Consider the following 20,907-nt stretch of genomic DNA (forward strand, 5'->3'; position numbering starts at 1 on the left):
GAAACCGTCTCCGCAGCCGTAGGAGCCCTGGCATGTCACGTACCGCAGCAGAGATCGCCACCCAGCCCGCCTGCTGGCGCCGGGCCGTCGAGGCGGCGGGGGCGTTCGGGGAGGGGCTGCCGCGCCCCGGGGAGCGGGTGGCGGTGACCGGCTGCGGGACGTCGTGGTTCATGGCGATCGCGTACGCGGCGCTGCGGGAGGCGGCGGGCGAGGGCGAGACGGACGCGTTCGCGTCGTCGGAGTTCCCGTCGTCGCGTGCGTACGACCGGGTCGTGGCGATCACCCGTTCGGGTACGACCACGGAGGTGCTGGACCTGCTGGGGGTGCTGCGCGGGCGGGGGGTGCCGGCGCTGGCGCTGACGGCCGATCCGAAGACGCCGGTCATGGGGGCGGCGGACGCGGTGGCGGTGCTGGACTGGGCGGACGAGGAGTCGGTGGTGCAGACCCGGTTCGCGACGACGGCGCTGGCGTTCCTGCGTGCCGGGCTGGGCGCGGTGCGGGGGGTGAAGCCGGTGGCGGAGGCGGCGGTGGACGCGGAGGCGGCGCTGGCGGAGCCGTTGCCGCCGGCGGTGACGGGGGCGGAGCAGTGGACGTTCCTGGGCCGGGGGTGGACGTACGGGCTGGCGCTGGAGGCGGGGCTGAAGATGCGGGAGGCGGCGGGGGCGTGGACGGAGGCGTACCCCGCGATGGAGTACCGGCACGGCCCGATCTCGATCACCGGTCCGGGGCGGGTGACGTGGGTGTTCGGGGACGTGCCGGAGGGGCTGGCGGGGGACGTGGCGCGGGTCGGCGGGACGCTGCACGCGCACGCGACGGCGGATCCGATGGCGGATCTGGTGCGGGCGCAGCGGCTGGCGGTGGCGGTGGCGGAGGCGAAGGGGTGCGACCCGGACCGGCCGCGGAACCTGACGCGCAGCGTGATCCTGTCCTCGTAGGGGGCGTGCCGGGTGCCGGGGCGGCGCCCGTTCCGTCCCGGTGGGCCCATTTGTATGCGCGGACAACAATCCGGGCGAGTGGACTAGACCTTTCACGGGTTCACGAGTGACACTGTCTCCCGTGAGACACGTCATCGCCCTCGATGTGGGCGGCACCGGGATGAAGGCCGCCCTGGTCGGAGCCGACGGGGCCCTGCTGTACGAGGCGCGCCGCGCGACCGGCCGCGAGCGCGGCCCCGACGCGGTCGTGGAGTCCATCCTCGGCTTCGCCGCCGAGCTGCACGCCCACGGCCGTGAGCGGTACGGCGCGGCTGCCGTCGCCGCCGGTGTCGCCGTGCCCGGCATCGTCGACCCGGACCGGGGCCTCGCCGTGTACGCGGCCAACCTCGGCTGGCGGGACGTCCCGCTGCGGGCCCTCCTCGCGGAGCGGCTGGGCGGCCTGCCGGTCGCCCTGGGGCACGACGTGCGCACCGGCGGGCTCGCCGAGGGCCGCGTGGGCGCCGGGCGGGGCGCCGACCGGTTCCTGTTCGTGCCGCTGGGCACCGGCATCGCGGGCGCGATCGGCATCGGCGGCGTCATCGAGGCGGGCGCGCACGGGTACGCCGGCGAGATCGGCCACATCGTCGTGCGCCCCGGCGGGCCGGCGTGCGGCTGCGGTCAGCGCGGCTGCCTGGAGACGCTCGCCTCGGCCTCGGCCGTGTCGCGGAACTGGGCGGCGGCGAGCGGCGACCCCGAGGCGGACGCGGCGGACTGCGCCAAGGCCGTCGCCTCGGGCGACGAGCGGGCGGTACGGGTGTGGCGGGACGCCGTCGACGCGCTCGCCGACGGGCTGGTCACCGCGCTCACCCTGCTGGACCCCCGCACGCTCATCATCGGTGGCGGTCTCGCCGAGGCCGGGGAAACGTTGTTCACACCCCTTCGGGCGGCCGTCGAGGAGCGCGTGACGTTCCAGAAGCTGCCCGCCATCGTGCCGGCGGCCCTCGGGGACACCGCCGGATGCCTGGGCGCGGGCCTCCTCGCCTGGGACCTACTCGCCAGTTCGGAGGTATCCGCCTGATGGCCGATCACAAGGTTCTCGCCGGCGCCCGCGTGGTGCTGCCGACCGGGATCGTGGACAGCGGGCGGGTGATCGTCGCAGGCGGCCGTATCGTGGGCCACGCCCCGGCGGACGCCCCCTCCGTCGACCTCACCGGGCACTGGGTCGTCCCCGGCTTCGTCGACATGCACAACCACGGCGGCGGCGGCGCGTCCTTCACCTCCGGCACCGTGGACGAGGTCCTCAAGGGCGTCCACACGCACCTGCTGCACGGCGCCACCACCGTCGTCGCCTCCACCGTCACCGGCGACATGGACTTCCTCGCGCACCGCGCCGGGGAGCTGTCGGAGCTGGCCGAGCAGGGCGACATCGCGGGCATCCACTTCGAGGGCCCGTTCATCTCGCCGTGCCGCAAGGGCGCCCACAGCGAGGACCTGCTGCGCTACCCGGACCCGGCCGAGGTGCGCAAGCTGGTCGACGCGGCACGCGGCCACGCCCGGATGGTCACCCTCGCCACCGAACTGCCCGGCGGCCTCGACTCCGTACGCCTGCTGGCCGAGCACGGCGTCATCGCCGCGATCGGGCACACGGACGCCACGTACGAGCAGACGGTCGCGGCCATCGACGCGGGCGCCACCGTCGCCACCCACCTGTTCAACGCGATGCCCGCCCTGGGCCACCGGGCGCCCGGCCCGATCGCCGCGCTGCTTCAGGACGAGCGGGTCACGGTCGAGCTGATCAACGACGGCACCCACCTGCACCCGGCCGCGCTGGAACTGGCGTTCCGTCACGCCGGACCGGACCGGGTCGCGTTCATCACGGACGCGATGGACGCGGCGGGCTTCGGCGACGGCGTCTACCACCTCGGCCCGCTGGAGGTCGAGGTGCGCGACGGCGTCGCCCGGCTGGTGGAGGGCGGCTCGATCGCCGGCTCCACCCTCACCCTCGACACCGCGTTCAAGCGGGCGGCGACCATCGACCGGCTGCCCGTCGAGTCCATCGTGCGCGCCGTCTCCGCCAACCCGGCGAAGGTGCTGGGCCTGTACGACAGGGTCGGATCCCTGGAGCCCGGCAAGGACGCCGATCTGGTCGTCCTGGACGCGGAGTTCACCCTGGTGGGTGTCATGCGCAAGGGTGAATGGGTGGTCGAGCCCCGGCCGGCCTGATGCCGGCCGCCGCGCCGCCGGGCGGTCGGGCCGGGGGACTGGGCCAACCGCCTTCCGTTTGGCATGATCAGAACCCGGAGGCCCCGACCACGGGGCAGGAGCAGGCGCGTACTTCTCGGGGGTGTGACGGGTGATCCTGACGGTCACGCTCAACACCGCGCTCGACATCACCTACAAGGTGGACGCCCTCACCCCGCACGCCTCGCACCGCGTCACCGACGTCGCCGAGCGTCCCGGCGGCAAGGGCGTCAACGTCGCCCGCGTCCTCGCGGCCCTCGGCCACGACACCGTGGTCACCGGCTTCGCGGGCGGCCCCACCGGAGACGTCCTGCGCGACCTGCTGGCCCCGCTGCCGGTGCGCGACGCGCTCGTCCCGGTCGCCGGCACCACCCGCCGCACCGTCGCCGTCGTGGACGCCTCCACCGGCGACACCACCCAGCTCAACGAGCCGGGCCCGGCGGTCACCGCCGACGAGTGGTCGGCCTTCCTCACCGGCTACGACGCGCTGGTGCGCGAGGCCGACGCGGTCGCCCTGTGCGGCAGCCTGCCGCCCGGCATCCACGTCGGGGCGTACGCCGACCTGGTGCGCCGCGCCCGGGCCGCGTCCGTCCCCGTGGTCCTGGACACCAGCGGCGAGCCGCTGCGCCGGGGCATCGCCGCCCGGCCCGACCTGGTCAAGCCCAACGCCGAGGAGCTGGCCCGGCTCACCGGCGCCCGGGAGCCGCTGCGCGCCACGCGCGACGCCCGCCGCCGCGGCGCCCACGCCGTGGTCGCCTCGCTCGGGCCGGAGGGGTTGCTCGCGGTGACCCCGGACGGCATCTGGCAGGCCGCCCCGCCGTCCGCGGTGAAGGGCAACCCGACCGGTGCGGGCGACTCGGCGGTGGCGGGCCTGCTGTCGGGTCTGGTGGAGGGCCTGCCGTGGCCCGATCGGCTGGCGCGGGCGGTGGCCCTGTCGGCGGCCACGGTGCTGGCACCGGCGGCGGGCGAGTTCGACATGACGACGTACCGGGAACTGCTGTCCCGAAGCACGGTGACGGAGCACGCCACGGCCGCTTGACGGAGGTACGCACATGCCCCTCGTTCCCACCGGTGAACTGATCGCCCGGGCCAGGTCCGCCGACGGCGCCGTCGCCGCGTTCAACGTCATCACCCTGGAGCACGCCGAGGCGATCGCGGCCGGGGCCGAACGGGTGGGACGGCCCGCGATCCTGCAGATCTCCGAGAACGCCGTCAGGTTCCACGGCGGCGACCTGTCCGCCGTCGCCGCCGCGGCGGCGGCCGTCGCCCGCGCGTCCTCCGCGCCGCTCGGCCTCCACCTGGACCACGTGGTCACCCCCGACCTGCTGCGCGCCGCGCACACCGAGGGCTTCAGCTCCGTGATGTTCGACGCGTCGGCGCTGGGCTACGGCGACAACGTGAAGGCCACCGCCGAGGCCGTGCGGTGGGGGCACGAGCGGGGCATCTGGGTCGAGGCCGAGCTGGGGCGGGTCGGCGGCAAGGACGGCGCGCCGCCGCCGGACGCCCACACGCCGGGTGTCCGCACCGATCCGGCCGAGGCGGCCGCGTACGTCGCGGACACGGGTGTGGACGCGCTCGCCGTCGCGGTCGGCTCGTCCCACGCGATGACGCGGCGCACGGCCGCCCTGGACCACGCGCTGATCGGCGCCCTGCGCGACGCCGTCCCCGTCCCGCTGGTCCTGCACGGCTCGTCGGGCGTCCCGGACGACGGGCTCCGCGCCGCGGTCGCCGCCGGCATGACGAAGATCAACATCGGTACGGCCCTGAACAGCGCGTTCACCGGCGCGGTCCGCGGCCACCTCGCCGAGCACCCCGACGCGGTCGACCCCCGGAAATACCTCGTCCCCGCTCGCGAGGCGATGGCGGGGACGGTGGCGCACTTCCTGTCGGTGGTCAGCCCTTGACCTGGCCCTGCTGGAGCCAGACCTGGTCGAGGTAGGCCTCGCACTGGTTGCCCGCCTCGCACGACATGGTCATCGTGTTGGAGCCCTTCTTCAGCTCGGCGTAGGAGTAGGTGTACGTCCACCCCTTCTCCCAGTCGCCCTCCGGCGCGTGCGCGAAGTTCTTCATCCGGATCTCGCGCGGCGACCCGCCGTTCACGGACAGCGTCGCGTTGGCGTCCTTGCCCGGGACGCTGTAGCTGAGGAACAGCGTGTAGGGGCCGTCCGCCGGGACGTCGACGGTCCAGCTCGCGGAGCCGCCGGTGCCGTTGAACATGACGTACGCGCCGTCGGCGCCCTTGGCGCCCTTGATGTCCGTGCCCAGCCGGGCCGGACCGCCCAGCCGGAGCGTCGCCGCGTCCTGCTTGGGCAGCTCCACCGGCTCCTCGGCGGACTGGGAGGGCTTCGGCGACGGGGACTGCTGGACCGCCGTCGGCGGCGCCGACCCGCCGCCGCCCGCGTTGCCGCCCTTGGGGTCGTCCTTGGTGTTCGTCAGGACGGCGACCGTGATGCCGATCACCACGACCAGGACGACCGCGATCGCGCCGATCAGCAGGCCCTTGGTGTTGGGGCCGCCGCGCTGCGGGGACGGGACCGGGGGCACCGGGCGGGTGCGGTCGGCGCCCGGGTAGGACTCGGGTGCCGCGTACTGCGGGTTCGGCTGGGCGTACTGCTGCTGGTACTGCGCCTGCGGCGGCACCTGGCCGCCACCGCCGCCGTACTGGCGCTCGCCCACCGCCCTGACCTGGTTGTACGACGTTCTGGGCACCCCCGGCTGAGCGGCCGGACCCGGGTAGCCGTAGCCGCCGCCCTGACGCGCCTGGGCGCCGGCCGTCTGTCCGTCCGCGTACAGGTAGCCGAACGGATCGTCGTCCTCGGGCGTGCTCGCGCCGTTGTTACCGGCAGCCATCCCTGGTCACTCCTCATTCCCTGCTCGCCAGCGGTCACCGACCGGGCGAGCCTACCCCGAACGGCCGAGGGGGGACGTGTTCCCCGATCCGGCCGGAGCCCCCCACAGCCCCTAGCCCGCCCGGCGGTGGACCTTGGAGCGGGAGCGCTTCTCGATGTACATCCGCTGGTCGGCGGAGTTCAGCACCTCTTCGACGGACATGCCGCACTCGGCCCAGCCGATGCCGAAACTGGCACCCACCCGCACCGCGCGCCCGTCCACCCGGATCGGCGGGATGATCGCGTTGCGCAGCCGCACGGCGAGGTCGGCGGCGTCGGCCGCGCCGAGCCCGTCGGCGAGGACGACGAACTCGTCACCGCCGAGCCTCGCCACGGTGTCCCCGTCCCGCACCCCGGCGGTCAGCCGGCGGGCCACCTCGATCAGCACCGCGTCACCGGTGTGGTGCCCGAACCGGTCGTTGATCGACTTGAATCCGTCCAGGTCGCAGAAGAGGACGGCGAGCCCCTTCGTCCCGTCGTCGACCTCGTCGTCCGGCGCCACGGCGTGCACGTGGTGGTCGTACGCGCCGCCCTCGGCGCCCGCCCCGAAGTCGAAGCCGTCGCCCCGGTAGGCGTGGTCCCCGTACTCGTAGTCGCCGCTGTCGTACGCGTCGGCCTCGTGCGTCCCGGCGGTCGACCGCACCGCGTGCGGCCGGGAGCAGAGCCGGGAGCTGAGCCGGGCGCGCAGTTCGGCGCTGTTGGGCAGGCCGGTCAGCGCGTCGTGCGAGGCGCGGTGGGCGAGCTGGAGCTCGTGCCGCTTGCGTTCCTCGATGTCCTCGACGTGGGTGAGCAGGAAACGCGGCCCGTCGGCGGTGTCGGCGACCACCGAGTTCCGCAGCGAGACCCACACGTAGCTGCCGTCCCGCCGGGCCAGCCGCAGCTCGGCGCGGCCGCCCTCGGCGGAGGTGCGCAGCAGGGTGCCGATGTCCTCGGGGTGGACGAGGTCGGCGAAGGAGTAGCGGCGCATCACGGAGGCGGGTCTGCCGAGCAGCCGGCACAGCGCGTCGTTGGCGCGCAGCAGCCGGCCGTGCTGGTCGCCGCCCATCTCGGCGATGGCCATGCCGGAGGGCGCGTACTCGAAGGCCTGGCGGAACGACTCCTCGCTGGCGCGCAGCGCCTGCTGCTCGCGCTCCAGGCGGACCAGGGCGCGCTGCATGTTGGCGCGCAGCCGGGCGTTGCTGATCGCGATGGCCGCCTGGGAGGCGTACATCTGGAGCGCCTCCTGGCCCCAGGGGCCGGGGCGGCGGCCGTTGCGGGGCCGGTCGACGGAGATGACGCCGAGGAGTTCGCGGCCGCTGCCGGAGGCGTACATCGGGGCGTAGAGGCGGTCGCGGGGGTGCCACTCGTCCTCGAAGCGCGGCTCGGGCCCGTCGGTGTGCCACTGGGGGACGTCGTCCTCTATCAGGACCCAGCCCTCGGTGTGCGGTATGAAGCGGAGCTCGCCCCACGCCTCGCCCATGCCGAGGCGGCGCTCCCAGGACGCGCGGGAGCCGACCCGGCCGGTGATCAGGGCCTCGGCCGCCGGGCTGCCGGCGAACGCGGCGACGACCAGGTCACCGTCGGGGCGGACGAGGTTGACGCAGGCCAGTTCGTAGCCGAGCCCGGCGATCACGCCGTCGGCGACGGTCTGCAGCGTGTCGGCCAGGCTGCGGGCCGTGTTGAGGTTGGCGACGACCTGATGCAGCTGCCGCAGGGTCGCAAGACGGACGTACGGCTCCGACTCGGTCTCCATTGCTCGCTCTCCCCGAGACCTCGACAGCAACTCCAGGGTTCTCATCGGCGCTCGTGTTGCACTGTCACGCCACTGAATCACAGCGAGCTGTGCCCCAGGTACACAGGGTCAACAAAACCTGCGCTCTGTGACTCAAGTCACAAAGGATGATGTTGTTCACGGAAGCCGGTCGAACCGGTGGTAACCGGCCGCTGAACTCCGCGTGAACGCACAGTATGGGGCCATGACCGCGCCGGGTCCTAGGACCGCGGTCCGGGCCCTCCGCCCGATGCGGGCGCGGCGGAGGCGCGACTAGCGTTCCCGGTGTGCTGCCGACGACCCAGACCCACGCCCCCGCCGTCCCCCATCCTGAGGGGGTGAGCAACGACGAGTTCCGGGCAGCGATGTCCCGACTGGCCGCCGGCGTGGTGCTGGTCACAGCCCATGACCCGGACGAGGGCCCGCGCGGCGAGGACGTCGGCATGACCGCGACGGCGTTCCTGTCCGTGTCCCTGGACCCGCCCCTGGTCATGGTGAGCCTGCGCGAGGGCTCCCGGATGGACGACCTGCTGGCCGAGCAGCCGCTGTGGGGCGTCTCGATCCTCGCGGAGGGCCAGCGGCAGGTGGCCGGCCGGTTCGCGATGAAGGGCCGGGTGAGCGACCGGCTGCTGTTCGCGGACCTGCCCACCGTGCGCGGCGCGGCGAGCGGCGCGCTGCTGGTCGGCGGGGCGCTGGCGACGCTGGAGTGCCGCACGGAGAAGCGCGTCGAGGCGGGCGACCACACGCTGGTCGTCGCCCGTGTCCTGGCGGTCGGCTTCCCGGGCCCGGACGCCGGCCCGCTCACCTACTTCCGCGGCAACTACCGCCACCTTTCCTGACCCCGGCGGGCCTGCGCCTCGGGGCGGCCCGGCGGTGTCCTCCGGTCCGGGCCCGGCGCGGGGCGTCAGGACCAGTCGCGGGCGGACCGGCCGCGCTTCGTCTCCGACCGCTGCTTCTTCTGCCGCAGACGCCGCTCGTTGATGCCCCGCGGCACCTTCGTCGCACGGCGCGGCTTCGGCGGCGGGGCCGTCGCCTCGGCCAGCAGGGACGCGAGGCGCACCGCGGCCGTCTCCCGGTTGCGCCACTGAGAGCGGTGCTCCGACGCGCGGACCGTGAGCACCCCGCCGACCAGCCGGGACGCCAGCCGCTCCAGCGCCCGCTCCTTCCAGACCGCCGGCAGCGCCTCCGTGCGCGCCAGGTCGAAGCGCAGCTCCACCTGGGAGTCGCTGGTGTTCACGTGCTGCCCGCCCGGCCCGGACGACCTGGAGAAACGCCACATGAGCTCGGCCTCCGGCAGGGAGACCGAACCGCGGATGACATGGGGACCGGACATGCCCTCCATGGTCCCCGCACAGAGGCGGTCGCGTCATCCCGTTTTCCGGTCGTGGAACCAGTCCGCCGCGCGGTGCGTTATCCGGTACGACGCTAGGTACGAGGAAAGGGACTCTCCATGGCTGTAAGCCTGTCCAAGGGCGGCAACGTCTCGCTGACCAAGGAGGCGCCGGGTCTGACCGCCGTCACTGTGGGGCTCGGCTGGGACGTCCGCACCACCACGGGTACCGACTTCGACCTCGACGCGTCCGCGATCGGCGTCGACGCGGCCGGCAAGGTCGCCTCCGACGCCCACTTCGTCTTCTTCAACAACAAGTCCACCCCGGACCAGACCATCGTCCACACCGGTGACAACCGCACCGGCGAGGGCGGCGGCGACGACGAGCAGATCAACGTCAACCTCGCGGGCCTCCCCGCCAACGTCGACAAGATCGTCTTCCCGGTCTCGATCTACGACGCGGTCAGCCGCTCGCAGAACTTCGGCCAGGTCCGCAACGCCTACATCCGCATCATCAACCAGGCCGGCGGCGCCGAGATCGCCCGCTACGACCTGAGCGAGGACGCCGCCACCGAGACCGCCATGGTCTTCGGCGAGCTGTACCGCAACGGCGCGGAGTGGAAGTTCCGTGCCGTCGGCCAGGGCTACGCCTCCGGCCTCGAGGGCATCGCCCGCGACTTCGGCGTCAACATCTGACCGGCGCCCCCACGTGGCGGCCCCGGCGGCGAAGTCCGCGCCGGGGCCCTACTGTTTCCGCATGATCGTCGAACCGCTGGAGGTGGGCGAGGACGGCGCGCTGCCCGGCCCGCTGCTCACCGAGCTCACCGAGCTGTACGCGTCCAACCGGGAGTTCCAGCAGCTCAGCGGGGACTTCCCGGACCCCGACGACATCCGGCCCGAGCAGGTCGCCGCGTCGCTCGCCCAGGAGCTGTCCCATCCGGACACCGAGGTGCTGCTGGCCCGTTCGGCCGGGCACGTCATCGGCGTCTCGGTGACCCGCGCCCACCACCCCGACCCGGACGACCCCGACCCGTGGATCGGGCTGCTGATGGTGCACGCCCGCGACCACCGGGCCGGCTTCGGCCGCGAGCTGGCCGAGATCGTCGAGAAGCGCTTCCGCGCGCTCGGCCGCGAGGGCATCCGCATCGCCGTCCTCGACAACAACCCGAACGGCATCGCGTTCTGGACGGCCCTCGGCTACGAGGAGGTCGACCGGCGCAAGGACCACCGGCTCGCCCGCGACTGCATCGTCATGAGGAAGGCGCTGTAGGCCGGTCCTGCCCGTACAGCCACACGTCCCACAGGTCCGTCAGGTCCTCGCCGGCCTGCTCCTCCACGTACCGGACGAAGTCCTCGGTCGAGGCGTTGGCGTGCCGGTACTTCGCCGGCCAGCCGCGCAGGACGGCGAAGAACGTCTCGTCGCCCACCGCCTCGCGGACCTTGTGCAGCACCATCGCGCCCCGGAAGTAGACCGGCGGGTCCGACAGGTCGACGGCCGCGGGCGGCGCGGCGGGCGGGAAGGCCCAGTTCTCCGCCTCGGCGAACGCCTCGTCGAAGTTGTCCTGCACGGGCGTGCCCTCGTAGTCCTCCGCGTACAGCCATTCCGCGTACGTCGCGAAGCTCTCGTTCAGCCACATGTCCCGCCACGACTTCGGCGAGACGGAGTTGCCGTACCACTGGTGGGCCAGCTCGTGCACCAGCGTGGCGGCGGTGAAGGTGCCCTTGTCGAAGAACGGCCGGCTCTGCGTCTCCAGCGCGTAACTGACGTCCAGCAGCGGCTCGACGATCGCGCCGGTCGAGGAGAAGGGGTACGGACCGAACTTCTCCACCTCCCAGGCGAGCAGCTCGGGGATCTCGCCGAGGAGGGCCGGCTCGCCCCGGGCGGCGGTGTGGACGGGCAGGCCCTCCGGCGTGCGGGAGGTCCGCGTCTCGTACCGGCCGATGGCGAGCGTCGCCAGGTAGCTCGCCATCGGTTCGGTGGAGCGCCAGGTGTACGTGGTGCGTCCGCCGCTGGTCCGTTCCGGGCCCGGTTCCCCGTTGGAGACGGCGCGCAGCCCCTGCGGGACGGTGACGGCCAGCGTGTACGTGGCCTTGTCGGACGGGTGGTGGTTGCCCGGGAACCAGGCCGTGGAACCGGTCGGCTCGCCGAGTGCGACCGCCCCGTCGGCGGTCCTGAGCCAGCCTTCCCGCGCCCCTTCGGCGTCGGTGATCGTGGCGGGTGTGCCGGAGTAGCGCACGACGGTACGGAAGGTGGCGCCGTCCGCGATGTCCTCGGCGGGGCGCAGGGTCAGTTCGCCGCCCGCGCGGCGGACGCCGGCGGGCTCACCGTCGACGGTGGCGCCGTGGACGGTGAGCCCGGTGAGGTCGAGGTTGAAGGCGCCGAGGTCCTGCGTGGCGCGGGCGGTGATGTCGGCGGTGCCGGTGAGGCGGCCGGTGCCCGGCTCGTAGGCGAGGGTCAGGGCGTAGTGGCGCACGTCGTAGCCGCCGTTGCCGAGGGCGGGGAAGTACGGGTCGCGCAGGCCGGCCGCGCCCCGGGCGGCCCGGTCGCCGCCGTCCCGGCCGTCCCGTTCGCCGGTGCATCCGGTGAGGGCGGCGGCGAGGAGGACGGCGACGGCGGCGAGAGCCCGGGGGCGGCGTGGGTCCACCCGGTGATCGTAGAGGGGCGGGGCGGGCGGCTCAGCGGGCGAGGGCGGCGACACCCGCCTGGGCGAACTTCTCGTCCAGGGCCCCGCTGGGGGCGCCGGCCACCCCGATGCCCGCGATCGGGGCGCCCTTGGCGGCGACGGGGGCGCCGCCCGCGAGGAAGAGGGTGCCGGGGATGTCCTTGAGGTTCGGGGCGCTCTTCAGCCGCTCGGCCAGTTCGGACGTCGGCGCGTTCCACGACACGGCGGTGAACGCCTTGCGGACGGCCGACTCGTACGACTGCGGCCCGGTGCCGTCGCCCCGCAGGGTGACGACGGTGTTGCCGTTGCGGTCGACGACGGCCACGGTGACGCGCTGGTTCTCGCTCTCGGCCGCGTCCAGGGCGGCCTGCGCGGCCCGGGTGGCGGCGTCGATCGTCAGGTGGGTGGACTGCGTCAGGTCGCGCGGGTGGGCGGCGGCCGCGGCGGCGGGTGCCGGGGCCGGCTCGGCGGCGTTCGCGGAGATCGCGCCGAAGGTGCCGGCGCCGAGCGCGGCGGCGGCGACGGTGCCGGTCAGGAGGCGGGCGCGCAGCGACATCGTGTTCCTGGTGTGCTTGGTCATGCCTTCGATCCTGGGCCCGGGAACGGGTGCCCCGGGTCAGCCGATCGGTTGATGCCCGCCGGGTCCGGCCGGGTGAGGATGGGCACGGAGATCGGTTACGAGGAGTGGTGGACGTGGAGCCGGACCCCGACGCCCGCGGGCTGGCGCGGGTGATGCACGCCGCGTTCTTCGCGCTGCTGGGCGCCTCACTGGCGCGGTTCCTGCTGCGCCACCCGTGGCTGGAGCTGGGCCCCTGGGTGGTGGCGCTCTCGGCGGCGCTGGCCGTGCTGTACGTGCTGCCCGTGCCGCGCAGGCTGGCGTGGCTGTGCTCGGTCGTGGCCGTGTGGATGGTGCTGGTGGTGCTGGCGCCGAGCTTCGCCTGGTGCGCGGTCCCGCTGTTCTACACCGGGCTGCGGACGCTGCGGCCGCGCGCCGCGCTGGTGCTGGTCGCCCTGCTGACGGTGTTCGTCGTGGTCGCGCAGCTCCGGCTCGCGGACGGCGCCCCCGACCCGAACCTGCTGGTCGCCCCGCCCGCCGTCGCGGCCATCGCCACCGCCGTGTTCGTGCACGCCCAGCGTCAGGCGGAGCGGCTGGCCGCGACCGAGCGCCGGGAGGGCACCCTCGCCGAACGGCAGCGGCTGTCGATGGAGATCCACGACAGCCTGGCCCAGGGGCTGTCCAGCCAGCGGATGCTGCTCCAGGCCGCCGACCGCACGTGGGACGCCGACCTGCCGGCCGCGCGCCGCCATGTCCGTACGGCCGCGTCGATCGCCGAGCACAGCCTGGCGGAGGCCCGGCGGTTCGTGCACGACCTGGCGCCCGCCGACCTGGCCGGGGGCGGCGGCCTGGAGGACGCGCTGCGCGCCCTGGCGGCCCGCGAGTCCGGGGCCGCGCTGCCGGTCGGTTTCCGGGTCGACGGCCCGCCCGTGGACCTGCCCGACCGGGTGGGGGCGGCGCTGCTGCGGATCGCGCAGGGCGCCCTGGCCAACGTACGGGAGCACGCGCGGGCCACGTCGGCCGCGGTGACGCTCACGTACCTGGGCGACCAGGTGGTGCTGGACGTCGCCGACGACGGGCGGGGCTTCGATCCGCGGGCCGTGCCGCCGCCCGGCGCGCGGGGCCACGGTCTGCCCGCCGTCCGGGCGCGCGCCGAGCAGCTGGGCGGCACCCTGACCGTCGAGTCCGCGCCCGGCGAGGGCACGGTGCTGTCCGTCTCGATCCCCTTGGAGGAACCCCGGTGATCCGCGTCCTGATCTGCGACGACCACGCCGTGGTACGCGCCGGGCTCCTCGCGCTCCTCGCCAGCGCGCCCGGCATCGAGGTGGTCGGCGAGGCCGCCGGCGGCGAGGAGGCGGTCGCGACGGCCGCGAAACTGGCGCCGGACGTCGTCCTCATGGACCTCCAGCTGGGTCCCGGCATCGACGGGGTGGAGGCCACCCGGCGCATCGCCTCCCCCGACGTCCGCGTCCTGGTCCTCACCACCTACGACACGGACGCCGACGTCACCCGGGCGATCGGTGCCGGCGCCACCGGCTACCTGCTGAAGGCCGAGCGTCCCGAGGAGCTGTTCGCCGCCATCCGCGCCGCCGCGCAGGGCCGTACCACCCTGTCGGCCCCCGTGGCCCGCCGCGCCGCCTCCGCACCGGCCGCCCCGGCGCTCACCGACCGCGAGCGGGACATCCTCGGCCAGCTCGCCCGCGGCCTGGGCAACCGCGAGATCGCCCGCGCGCTGTTCATCAGCGAAGCCACCGTCAAGACCCACCTGGGCCGCATCTACACCAAGCTCGGCGTCGACACCCGCGCGGGCGCGGTGGCCGTCGCCAAGGAGCAGCGCCTGCTGCCGTGACGGTCAGAACCGGCCGGTGTCGAGGTCGAAGCCGAGCGGATCGGGCAGCGGGACGACCTCGCCGAGCTTGTACGCGGCCTTGGCCCCGTAGTCCTCCCCGGACGGCTCCGTGCACACCACGGCCTGCTCGGACTCGCGGTCGATGAGCAGGTACACCGGGATCCCGGCACGGGCGTAGCCACGGATCTTCTTCACCCGGTCGTTGCCGGCGGTGGAGCGCGAGGTGACCTCGGCGACGAGCAGGACGGCGGAGGGGTCGTGGTACTCCGCCTGGTCGTCGAAGCTGCCCTTGGGGGCGAGGACGATGTCCGGTTCGACCTTGCCGCTGACGGAGGCGCCTGGCAGGAAGAGCCCGATACCGGTGTAGCGCCCCAGGTCCTTTCGGTGATCCCGCACCTGGCCGGTCACCTCGGACACGATCTCTTCGTGCTCACCATTGGCAGGAGGCGTCACGTGGATCTCCCCTTCGATCAACTCCACGCGCCACCCCTTAGGGGCGACCGCACTGAACATGTCGAAGGCTTCCTCCACGGACAGGCCCGGAACCTGGTCCTTGAGCAACTCGGCCATGGACCGGTAGTCGACCGGCTCGCGCTCGGGAACGGGCAGTGCCACGGCGGACCTCCTTCGATGCGGAGCAACGTTCCCAGCGTAGGCCGCGCCCCGTCCGGGAGATCGGGTGCCGTTCACTCGCACGTGTGAGCGCACGCCCGGCCGTGACACCATCGACCACGTGCTCGACATCGGCTACTCCCTCTCCCGCCGCTTCCCGGACCCGCCGCAGACGGACTACCGCCACGCGGACGTCCACGCGCTGCGGCACGACCTGTTCTGCGGGGACGTGTACGTCGCCGACACCAAGGCCGACCGCGAGATCTCGACGGCCTGGGGATGGGTGCCCGTGCTCGACTTCGCGTGGGCGCTGTGCGACATCGTCGAGCGGCTCGACCGCGACCCGCGCGGCAGCCGGTCGGCGCAGCCGCAGTACGCCGAGCTGGACTTCACCGAGTCCACGGACCGGATGCTGTTCGAGCGCCGCTTCGGGTGGGTGGACGTCGAGGCCGACTGGATGCCGGCCGAGGAACCGCCGCTGACGTTCAACCACGGGGTGCTGCGGCGGGAGGCCCGCGACTTCCTCCACGACCTGATCGCCGACCTCACGGACATGCACGAGGGCCTGGCGGACAACCCGGCGATCTGGACCCTCCAGTCCCGCTTCCCCCGCGTCCCCTGACCCCCACCGCCCGGACACCCACCCGCCCGGCGGCACCACACCCCACTGCCCCGCACCCGGCACACCACCCCGGCGGGGCCGTGCAGGGTCGTCCCCGCAGGGGTCGGCGGCTCCGTGACGGCTCCCTGACCGGCGCCCAGGGCCGCCGGCCCCGAGGAGACGAGCCCGGAGGGGCCACGCCGGCCACCCCCGGCCGGCCCCGAGGCCCACCGGCACCCGCACCGCCATGGACCCCCGCACCCTGCACCCGGCCCGCACCCACCCGCGCCCCCACCCGGCCCGCACCCGCGCCCGCGCCCGCCGAGGGCCCGCATCCGGCCCGATGTCACACATCGCACCGCCCCACCCGTCATCCCCGAGGAACGGCCACACAACCTTCGGGAGAGACACCATGCCCACCCCCATCACCATCATCGGCGGCGGCTTCGCCGGCCTCACCGCAGCCATCACCGCCGCCGAAGCCGGCGCTTCCGTCACCCTCCACGAGGCGCACCGCGGCCTCGGCGGGCGGGCCCGCACCGCCGAGGGCCCGTACCGCACGAACGAAGGCCCCCACGCCCTCTACAACCGGGGCCCGCACTGGTCCTGGCTGGCGCGGCGCGGCCTGCTGGGGCCGATGGCCGCGGTGCCGCCCCTCGAGGGCGCCCGGTTCCGCTTCCACCTGGACGGCGAGCTGCGCCGCATGCCGCCCCTCGGGATGCTCCGCCTGACGCGCCGCAGGCCCGAGAAGGCCCCGGTGGACCTGGACTTCGCCACCTGGTCGCAGAATCTCGTCGGCCACCCCGCCGGCCGCGCCGCCGCGCACTTCGCGGCCGTCGCGCTGTTCCACCACGACCCCGGCTCCCTCTCCGCCCGCTTCGTGCAGGAGCGGCTGCGCCGGGCCACCGCGCTGCCGCCCGAGGCGCACTACCCGCGCGGCGGCTGGGGCGGGGTCATCGACCGGATGGCCGCCCGTGCCCGGAACCTCGGTGTACGGATCGAGACCTCCGCACGTGTCGACGCGCTGCCCGACCGGGACGGCCCGGTCGTCGTCGCCACGTCCCTGGACGCCGCAAGCCGCCTCCTCGGCGACCCGTCCCTCACCTGGCCCAGCGGGCGCACCGTCCTGCTCGACCTCGCGCTCCGGCCGCACCGCGGCGACCCGTTCGTCATCTCCGACCTGGACGCACCCGGCTGGCTGGAACGGTTCACCGCCCAGGACCCCTCCCTCGCCCCGGCCGGGCGGACCCTCCTCCAGGGCCAGTTCCCGATCGCCGCGCACCAGTCGAAGGCGGACGGCGTCGCCCATGCGGAGCGGCTGCTCGACAAGGGCTTCCCCGGCTGGCGGGAGCGCACCCTGTGGCGGCGCGAGGCCGTCGCCAACGGCCGTACGGGGGCGGTCGACCTGCCGGGCACCACTTGGCGCGACCGCCCGGCGATCGACCGGGGCGACGGGGTCCTCCTGGCGGGCGACCAGGTCGCGGCGCCCGGTGTCCTGAGCGAGGTGTCGTTCACCAGCGCGGTCGAGGCGGCCTCCCTCGCCCTGCGGGCCGCGCGTGTCACGCCGTCCCGTACGCCCGCCCCTTGACCTCAAGCGAACTTGAGGCTGAAGGCTCTCCCCGTACCCGCGGAACAGCGGCACCGCGAGCCCGCACCACCGCGAGCCCGCGGCTCCGCACGCCGTCCGCCCCGCCCAGCAAGCAAGCAAGCAAGGGAGAGCCCGCCATGCACGCCATCCGCCTCCACGCCTTCGGCCCCGCCGAGAACCTCGCCCTCGAGGAGGTGCCGGACCCCGCGCCCGCCCCCGGCCAGGTCCGGATCGCCGTCACGGCGGCCGGGGTGCACGTCCTGGACACCGCCCTGCGCCGGGGCATGACCGGCCCGTACCCCGTCCCCGTCGAGCTGCCCACCGTTCCCGGCCGCGAGGTCGCCGGCACGGTGGACGCCCTCGGCGAGGGCACCGACCCCGCGTGGCTGGGCAAGCGCGTGGTCGCCCACCTCGGCATGGTGCCGGGCGGCTACGCCGAGCTGGCCGTCACCGATGCCGCCCGGCTCCACGAGATCCCGCCCGCGCTCGGTGACGCCGAGGCCGTCGCCATGATCGGCACCGGCCGCACCACCCTCGGCATCCTCCAGTTCACCGACCTCGGTCCGGACGCCGTCGCGCTGGTCACCGCGGCGGCCGGCGGCATCGGCACGCTCCTCGTCCAGTACGCCAAGAACGCCGGCGCCACCGTGATCGGCCTCGCCGGCGGCCCCGAGAAGGTCACCCGGGTGCTGGCCAACGGCGCGGACCTCGCGGTCGACTACCGGCGGCCGGACTGGCCGGACCGGGTCCGCGCGTACCTGGACGGCCGGCGGGCGACCGTCCTGTTCGACGCCGTCGGCGGCGCCACCGGCCGCGCCGCCCTCGACCTCCTCGGCAGGGGCGGGCAGCACGTGGTCTACGGCTGGGCGGGCAAGGGGCCGCACGACGGCGAGCCGCTGACCCTCACCGACGAGGAGCTCACCCGGCGCGGCATCACCGCCCCGCCGATCCTCGGACCCGCCATGATCGAGAAGGCCGGCGGGGACATCCGCACCCTGGAGCTCCGCTCCCTGGACGAGGCCGCCGCCGGCCGCCTCCGCCCCGCCGTTCAGCGCTTCCCGCTCGCCGACGCGGCCGGCGCCCACCGCGCTCTGGAGACCCGCGCCACCATGGGCAAGGTGGTCCTCGTCCCGTGACCGGGCTCCCCGGCCGGTCGGGCTCCCCGGCCAGGACCCCGGACCCGCCCGGGTTCCGTGGCCGGGGTCTCGGGACCGGGTCCCGGGACCGGCCCGCCCATGACGCCGCCCGGGTGAACCGGCGTAAGGGAACCGGCGCAGTCCCCGCGTGGGGCGGACGTCACGGGCGTGCGCCTCCCGCACCATCCAAGCCGTCCGAGCCGACCGGGCCACCGAGCCCGCCGAGCAGGAGGCACCGATGAGCACGAGACCCCCCGCCAGGCTTCACGTACTGGGCGCCCTGGGCGCGCTGCTGCTGTGGACCGTCACCGCCGCGCACGCCACGCCGCCGCCCGCCCGGGCCGGCGCGGCCGCGCCGCCGCCCGCCACCGGCCCGGTCACCCACTGCGCCCCCGGCGGCACCCTGCGCGGCCCGCACGGCCAGTACGCCGACATCGCCCTGTGCGTCACCAACACCGGCGCGACCATGACCGTGTCGGCCGCGGCCACCTGCCGCCGGGGCACCACGCGGGTCCGGCCCGTCTGCCGCACCTCCGGCACCTGGACCGCCCATCTCGCCGGCGGCCCCGCCGACCGCCCCGCCGCGACCGGAACCCTCGCCGGGCGCGCCGACTACCCGGGCCCGGGCACCTACGAGATCGACGCGGCCGTCCACGTACGCTCCGACGCGCAGGAGACCGACCTGCACGGCGACGCGCACGCCACCGTCACCCTCACCGACGCCAAGCCGCAGCCCAGCCACCGCGTCGACGTGACCACCGCGGGCGGCGCACCCGGCGTCCTGCGGCCGGGCACCACGTCCACCCTCACGTACACCGTCGCCCGCGTCGGGGACCAGGGCGACGGCAGCGCCCGGCTCGGCCTCATCGGCGAGGAGTCCTCGGGCATCCGGCTCACCACGACGGACCCGCGCTGCGTCAACCCGCTGCCCGGCCGCTACCCGTCCACGGCCCGGAGCATGTACGCGCTCGACTGCGCGCTCACCGACCTCCAGCCGGGCCGCCCGGCGACCGTCACCGTCCGGGCCACCCTGGCCGCCGCCTGCTCCACGATCGTGTCCAAGCTCGGCTACTGGACGCCCCGGGGCCAGGAGAGCACCGGGGGAATGCTCACCGGCCCCACCCTCACCTGCGACCCCGCGCGCACCTGACCGCACACGCTGCCGCACCCGCGCACATGGGCCCGGGCCCGCACCCGCCCCGGGCCCGCACCCGTCCGAGCCGCGCACCCGTCCGGGCCCGCCCCCGCCCCGGGCCGCGCACCCGTCCGAGCCCGCCCCCGCCCCGGGCCGCGAGCCCACCCGGGCCAGGCCGGCCCGGGCCCGCCCCGCCCCGCGCCTACCCGCGTCGGCCCAGCTCCGCCAGCGCCTCGTCGGTCAGCCGGTACACCGTCCACTCGTCCTGCGGCCGCGCGCCCAGCGACTCGTAGAAGTCGATCGACGGGGTGTTCCAGTTCAGCACGGACCACTCCAGCCGTTCGTACCCCCGGGCCACACAGATCCGCGCCAGCTCCCGCAGCAGCGCCTTCCCGTGCCCGCCGCCGCGCAGCTCGGGCCGCACGTACAGGTCCTCCAGGTAGATGCCGTGCACCCCGCGCCACGTCGAGAAGTTGAGGAACCACAGGGCGAAGCCGGCGACCTCCCCCTCGTCGGTCTCCGCGATGTGCGCGAAGGCCGCGGGTCGCTCGCCGAAGAGCGCCTCCCGCAGCTGCTCCTCGCTCGCCCGCACCTCGTGCAGGGCCTTCTCGTACTCGGCGAGTTCACGGACCATCGCGTGGATGGCGGGTACGTCGTCGACGACAGCGCTACGAATCATGACCGCAGCCTGCCCCGCGCACCCCCCGCCGCGCCAGTAGCGTCCACACCCTGAACCCCTTACCGGCCCAGCAGCAGCCGCGCCACCTCCGGCCGCTCGCCCTCCAGCACCGTCTCCCCGTCCTCCACGCACCACAGCGCGTCCTGCAGCACCCGCCCGAGCGTCCACGCCCCGGCCCGTTCCCGGTCCAGGCCCAGGACCTCCGTCAGCAGGTCGAACCGCCACAGCACCTCGTCCCGGTCGAAGCGGTTGAAGAGCGCCGGCAGCAGTTCGAACCCCGGGTCCCCCGCGAGCGGCTTGGGGTCGATCGCCAGCCACGGCTCCCGACGGGACGCCAGTACGTTGCCGAAGTGCAGGTCCCAGTGGAGCAGCCGGTCCCCCGGCTCGCCGGCCACCTCCCGCACCGCCGCCGCGCAGTCCCGCACCAGCCGCCGGTCGTCCTCCCGCTCCAGCTCCCCCACCGCTTCGGTGACGTCGTCGAGCATCTCCGCCGCCATGTCGCCCAGGTTCCGCATCCCGGCCGGCGCCGCCACGGCCACCAGCCGCGCCATCAGCCCGGCCAGCACCCGCGTCGCCTCCCGCGAGTCGGCCGTCCCCGCCAGGTCACGTCCCTCGTCCAGCCGTTCCAGCAGCAGCGTGCCGGTCCCCGGGTCCTCGGCCAGCAGCCGCACCGCGCCGTCACCGTCCCAGGCGCGCAGCGCCGCCGCCTCCCCCTCGTTCTCCTCGTCCAGCAGCTGCAACTTCAGCGCGGCCGGCGCCCCGTCCGCCACCACCGTCACCGGCAGCACCAGCGACACCATCCCGTACATCGCGGGACCGGTCCGCCGCAGTCCCCACTCCTCCAGGAACCGCTCCGCCCGCGCCGGCAACGCGGCGACGAACGCCCGCCCCTCCTCGCCGTTGAACCGGTCCTGCGCCGCGGCCAGCTCGGCCGGCACCTCGATCACCACGCACCCCATCCGATA

At 74.8% G+C, this 20,907-nt stretch carries 22 protein-coding genes; 14 read left to right on the forward strand and 8 right to left on the reverse strand.

Features of this window, described 5'->3' with window-relative positions:
* Positions 1 to 32: 32 nt before the first annotated feature.
* The 5 genes from A4V12_RS02660 (at position 33) to A4V12_RS02680 (ending at position 5,059) form a co-directional block, all read left to right on the forward strand.
* Positions 33 to 935: an SIS domain-containing protein gene (locus A4V12_RS02660; protein ID WP_064067530.1), complete on the forward strand. Its 903-nt coding sequence runs from the start codon at positions 33 to 35 to the stop codon at positions 933 to 935.
* A 121-nt stretch (positions 936 to 1,056) separates the two neighbouring features.
* Positions 1,057 to 1,992: an ROK family protein gene (locus A4V12_RS02665; RefSeq protein WP_064067531.1), complete on the forward strand. Its 936-nt coding sequence runs from the start codon at positions 1,057 to 1,059 to the stop codon at positions 1,990 to 1,992.
* Positions 1,992 to 3,137 carry an N-acetylglucosamine-6-phosphate deacetylase gene (gene nagA, locus A4V12_RS02670; RefSeq protein ID WP_064067532.1) on the forward strand — a complete coding sequence of 382 codons (1,146 nt, stop codon included), beginning with the start codon at positions 1,992 to 1,994 and terminating at the stop codon, positions 3,135 to 3,137. Before A4V12_RS02665 ends, nagA begins: the two co-directional genes overlap by 1 nt.
* 130 nt (positions 3,138 to 3,267) lie before the next feature.
* Entirely contained in the window at positions 3,268 to 4,194 is a 927-nt protein-coding gene (locus A4V12_RS02675) for a 1-phosphofructokinase family hexose kinase (protein ID WP_064067533.1), read from the forward strand.
* A 13-nt stretch (positions 4,195 to 4,207) separates the two neighbouring features.
* Positions 4,208 to 5,059: a class II fructose-bisphosphate aldolase gene (locus A4V12_RS02680; RefSeq protein ID WP_064067534.1), complete on the forward strand. Its 852-nt coding sequence runs from the start codon at positions 4,208 to 4,210 to the stop codon at positions 5,057 to 5,059.
* On the opposite strand, the gene A4V12_RS02685 is transcribed toward A4V12_RS02680, so the two are convergent.
* Positions 5,049 to 6,005 carry a hypothetical protein gene (locus A4V12_RS02685; protein WP_064067535.1) on the reverse strand — a complete coding sequence of 319 codons (957 nt, stop codon included), beginning with the start codon at positions 6,003 to 6,005 and terminating at the stop codon, positions 5,049 to 5,051. The two genes, A4V12_RS02680 and A4V12_RS02685, sit on opposite strands and share 11 nt — an antisense overlap.
* 111 nt (positions 6,006 to 6,116) lie before the next feature.
* The gene (gene cdgB, locus A4V12_RS02690; RefSeq protein WP_064067536.1) at positions 6,117 to 7,775 is read right to left on the reverse strand and encodes a diguanylate cyclase CdgB; all 1,659 of its coding nucleotides are present in this window, start codon (positions 7,773 to 7,775) and stop codon (positions 6,117 to 6,119) included.
* A gap of 305 nt (positions 7,776 to 8,080) precedes the next feature.
* Here cdgB and A4V12_RS02695 point away from each other — a divergent pair, with 305 nt between their 5' ends.
* A complete protein-coding gene (locus tag A4V12_RS02695; RefSeq protein WP_064067537.1) occupies positions 8,081 to 8,632 on the forward strand; it encodes a flavin reductase family protein in 552 nt (183 codons plus the stop codon).
* 65 nt (positions 8,633 to 8,697) lie between these two features.
* Here the strand turns inward: A4V12_RS02695 and arfB are convergent, their stop codons facing one another.
* Positions 8,698 to 9,135: an alternative ribosome rescue aminoacyl-tRNA hydrolase ArfB gene (arfB, locus tag A4V12_RS02700; protein ID WP_064067538.1), complete on the reverse strand. Its 438-nt coding sequence runs from the start codon at positions 9,133 to 9,135 to the stop codon at positions 8,698 to 8,700.
* Positions 9,136 to 9,243: 108 nt separating this feature from the next.
* On the opposite strand from arfB, the gene A4V12_RS02705 reads away from it, so the two are divergent.
* Together A4V12_RS02705 and A4V12_RS02710 are read left to right on the forward strand one after the other, a co-directional pair.
* Positions 9,244 to 9,819, forward strand: coding sequence for a TerD family protein (locus A4V12_RS02705; protein ID WP_064067539.1), 576 nt, complete (start codon positions 9,244 to 9,246; stop codon positions 9,817 to 9,819).
* Between the two features lie 61 nt (positions 9,820 to 9,880).
* On the forward strand, positions 9,881 to 10,393 hold the full coding sequence (locus A4V12_RS02710; RefSeq protein ID WP_064067540.1) for a GNAT family N-acetyltransferase: 513 nt from the start codon (positions 9,881 to 9,883) through the stop codon (positions 10,391 to 10,393).
* Here the strand turns inward: A4V12_RS02710 and A4V12_RS02715 are convergent.
* Both A4V12_RS02715 and A4V12_RS02720 read right to left on the reverse strand, forming a co-directional pair.
* Positions 10,374 to 11,768: a M1 family metallopeptidase gene (locus tag A4V12_RS02715; RefSeq protein ID WP_064067646.1), complete on the reverse strand. Its 1,395-nt coding sequence runs from the start codon at positions 11,766 to 11,768 to the stop codon at positions 10,374 to 10,376. The two genes, A4V12_RS02710 and A4V12_RS02715, sit on opposite strands and share 20 nt — an antisense overlap.
* A gap of 31 nt (positions 11,769 to 11,799) precedes the next feature.
* Positions 11,800 to 12,366 carry a GlcG/HbpS family heme-binding protein gene (locus A4V12_RS02720; RefSeq protein WP_423563754.1) on the reverse strand — a complete coding sequence of 189 codons (567 nt, stop codon included), beginning with the start codon at positions 12,364 to 12,366 and terminating at the stop codon, positions 11,800 to 11,802.
* A gap of 152 nt (positions 12,367 to 12,518) precedes the next feature.
* Here A4V12_RS02720 and A4V12_RS02725 point away from each other — a divergent pair, with 152 nt between their 5' ends.
* Together A4V12_RS02725 and A4V12_RS02730 are read left to right on the forward strand one after the other, a co-directional pair.
* Positions 12,519 to 13,586, forward strand: a complete 1,068-nt coding sequence (locus A4V12_RS02725) for a sensor histidine kinase (protein WP_064067648.1) — start codon at positions 12,519 to 12,521, stop codon at positions 13,584 to 13,586.
* Positions 13,583 to 14,191, forward strand: coding sequence for a response regulator (locus A4V12_RS02730; RefSeq protein WP_064067541.1), 609 nt, complete (start codon positions 13,583 to 13,585; stop codon positions 14,189 to 14,191). Before A4V12_RS02725 ends, A4V12_RS02730 begins: the two co-directional genes overlap by 4 nt.
* A gap of 3 nt (positions 14,192 to 14,194) precedes the next feature.
* Here A4V12_RS02730 and A4V12_RS02735 read toward each other — a convergent pair whose 3' ends face one another.
* Complete coding sequence (locus A4V12_RS02735; protein WP_423563756.1) at positions 14,195 to 14,806, reverse strand: Uma2 family endonuclease; 612 nt, start codon at positions 14,804 to 14,806, stop codon at positions 14,195 to 14,197.
* Between the two features lie 118 nt (positions 14,807 to 14,924).
* Here A4V12_RS02735 and A4V12_RS02740 point away from each other — a divergent pair, with 118 nt between their 5' ends.
* From A4V12_RS02740 to A4V12_RS02755, 4 genes are all read left to right on the forward strand, one after another.
* Complete coding sequence (locus A4V12_RS02740; RefSeq protein ID WP_064067650.1) at positions 14,925 to 15,425, forward strand: hypothetical protein; 501 nt, start codon at positions 14,925 to 14,927, stop codon at positions 15,423 to 15,425.
* Positions 15,426 to 15,816: 391 nt separating this feature from the next.
* Entirely contained in the window at positions 15,817 to 16,992 is a 1,176-nt protein-coding gene (locus A4V12_RS02745; protein ID WP_064067542.1) for an FAD-dependent oxidoreductase, read from the forward strand.
* Between the two features lie 137 nt (positions 16,993 to 17,129).
* Complete coding sequence (locus A4V12_RS02750) at positions 17,130 to 18,128, forward strand: zinc-binding dehydrogenase (protein WP_064067543.1); 999 nt, start codon at positions 17,130 to 17,132, stop codon at positions 18,126 to 18,128.
* 238 nt (positions 18,129 to 18,366) lie between these two features.
* Positions 18,367 to 19,278 (forward strand): hypothetical protein, encoded by a 912-nt coding sequence (locus tag A4V12_RS02755; protein ID WP_064067544.1) that lies wholly within the window; start codon positions 18,367 to 18,369, stop codon positions 19,276 to 19,278.
* A 187-nt stretch (positions 19,279 to 19,465) separates the two neighbouring features.
* Here A4V12_RS02755 and A4V12_RS02760 read toward each other — a convergent pair whose 3' ends face one another.
* Together A4V12_RS02760 and A4V12_RS02765 are read right to left on the reverse strand one after the other, a co-directional pair.
* A complete protein-coding gene (locus A4V12_RS02760) occupies positions 19,466 to 19,942 on the reverse strand; it encodes a GNAT family N-acetyltransferase (protein WP_079136760.1) in 477 nt (158 codons plus the stop codon).
* Between the two features lie 59 nt (positions 19,943 to 20,001).
* Complete coding sequence (locus tag A4V12_RS02765; protein WP_423563759.1) at positions 20,002 to 20,901, reverse strand: aminoglycoside phosphotransferase family protein; 900 nt, start codon at positions 20,899 to 20,901, stop codon at positions 20,002 to 20,004.
* Between the last annotated feature and the right edge of the window lie 6 nt (positions 20,902 to 20,907).

This window comes from Streptomyces noursei (genome assembly GCF_001646665.1).
Taxonomy (GTDB): domain Bacteria; phylum Actinomycetota; class Actinomycetes; order Streptomycetales; family Streptomycetaceae; genus Streptomyces; species Streptomyces lavendulocolor.

What these genes read in the sequence shown, in the direction of transcription:
- A4V12_RS02660 (WP_064067530.1), top strand. Translation starts at nt 33, where the DNA reads ATGTCACGTACCGCAGCAGAGATCGCCACCCAGCCCGCCTGCTGGCGC.
- nagA (WP_064067532.1), top strand. Translation starts at nt 1,992, where the DNA reads ATGGCCGATCACAAGGTTCTCGCCGGCGCCCGCGTGGTGCTGCCGACC.
- A4V12_RS02680 (WP_064067534.1), top strand. Translation starts at nt 4,208, where the DNA reads ATGCCCCTCGTTCCCACCGGTGAACTGATCGCCCGGGCCAGGTCCGCC.
- A4V12_RS02685 (WP_064067535.1), bottom strand. Translation starts at nt 6,005, where the DNA reads ATGGCTGCCGGTAACAACGGCGCGAGCACGCCCGAGGACGACGATCCG.
- cdgB (WP_064067536.1), bottom strand. Translation starts at nt 7,775, where the DNA reads ATGGAGACCGAGTCGGAGCCGTACGTCCGTCTTGCGACCCTGCGGCAG.
- arfB (WP_064067538.1), bottom strand. Translation starts at nt 9,135, where the DNA reads ATGGAGGGCATGTCCGGTCCCCATGTCATCCGCGGTTCGGTCTCCCTG.
- A4V12_RS02705 (WP_064067539.1), top strand. Translation starts at nt 9,244, where the DNA reads ATGGCTGTAAGCCTGTCCAAGGGCGGCAACGTCTCGCTGACCAAGGAG.
- A4V12_RS02710 (WP_064067540.1), top strand. Translation starts at nt 9,881, where the DNA reads ATGATCGTCGAACCGCTGGAGGTGGGCGAGGACGGCGCGCTGCCCGGC.
- A4V12_RS02720 (WP_423563754.1), bottom strand. Translation starts at nt 12,366, where the DNA reads ATGACCAAGCACACCAGGAACACGATGTCGCTGCGCGCCCGCCTCCTG.
- A4V12_RS02725 (WP_064067648.1), top strand. Translation starts at nt 12,519, where the DNA reads ATGCACGCCGCGTTCTTCGCGCTGCTGGGCGCCTCACTGGCGCGGTTC.
- A4V12_RS02745 (WP_064067542.1), top strand. Translation starts at nt 15,817, where the DNA reads ATGCCCACCCCCATCACCATCATCGGCGGCGGCTTCGCCGGCCTCACC.
- A4V12_RS02750 (WP_064067543.1), top strand. Translation starts at nt 17,130, where the DNA reads ATGCACGCCATCCGCCTCCACGCCTTCGGCCCCGCCGAGAACCTCGCC.
- A4V12_RS02755 (WP_064067544.1), top strand. Translation starts at nt 18,367, where the DNA reads ATGAGCACGAGACCCCCCGCCAGGCTTCACGTACTGGGCGCCCTGGGC.
- A4V12_RS02760 (WP_079136760.1), bottom strand. Translation starts at nt 19,942, where the DNA reads ATGATTCGTAGCGCTGTCGTCGACGACGTACCCGCCATCCACGCGATG.
- A4V12_RS02765 (WP_423563759.1), bottom strand. Translation starts at nt 20,901, where the DNA reads ATGGGGTGCGTGGTGATCGAGGTGCCGGCCGAGCTGGCCGCGGCGCAG.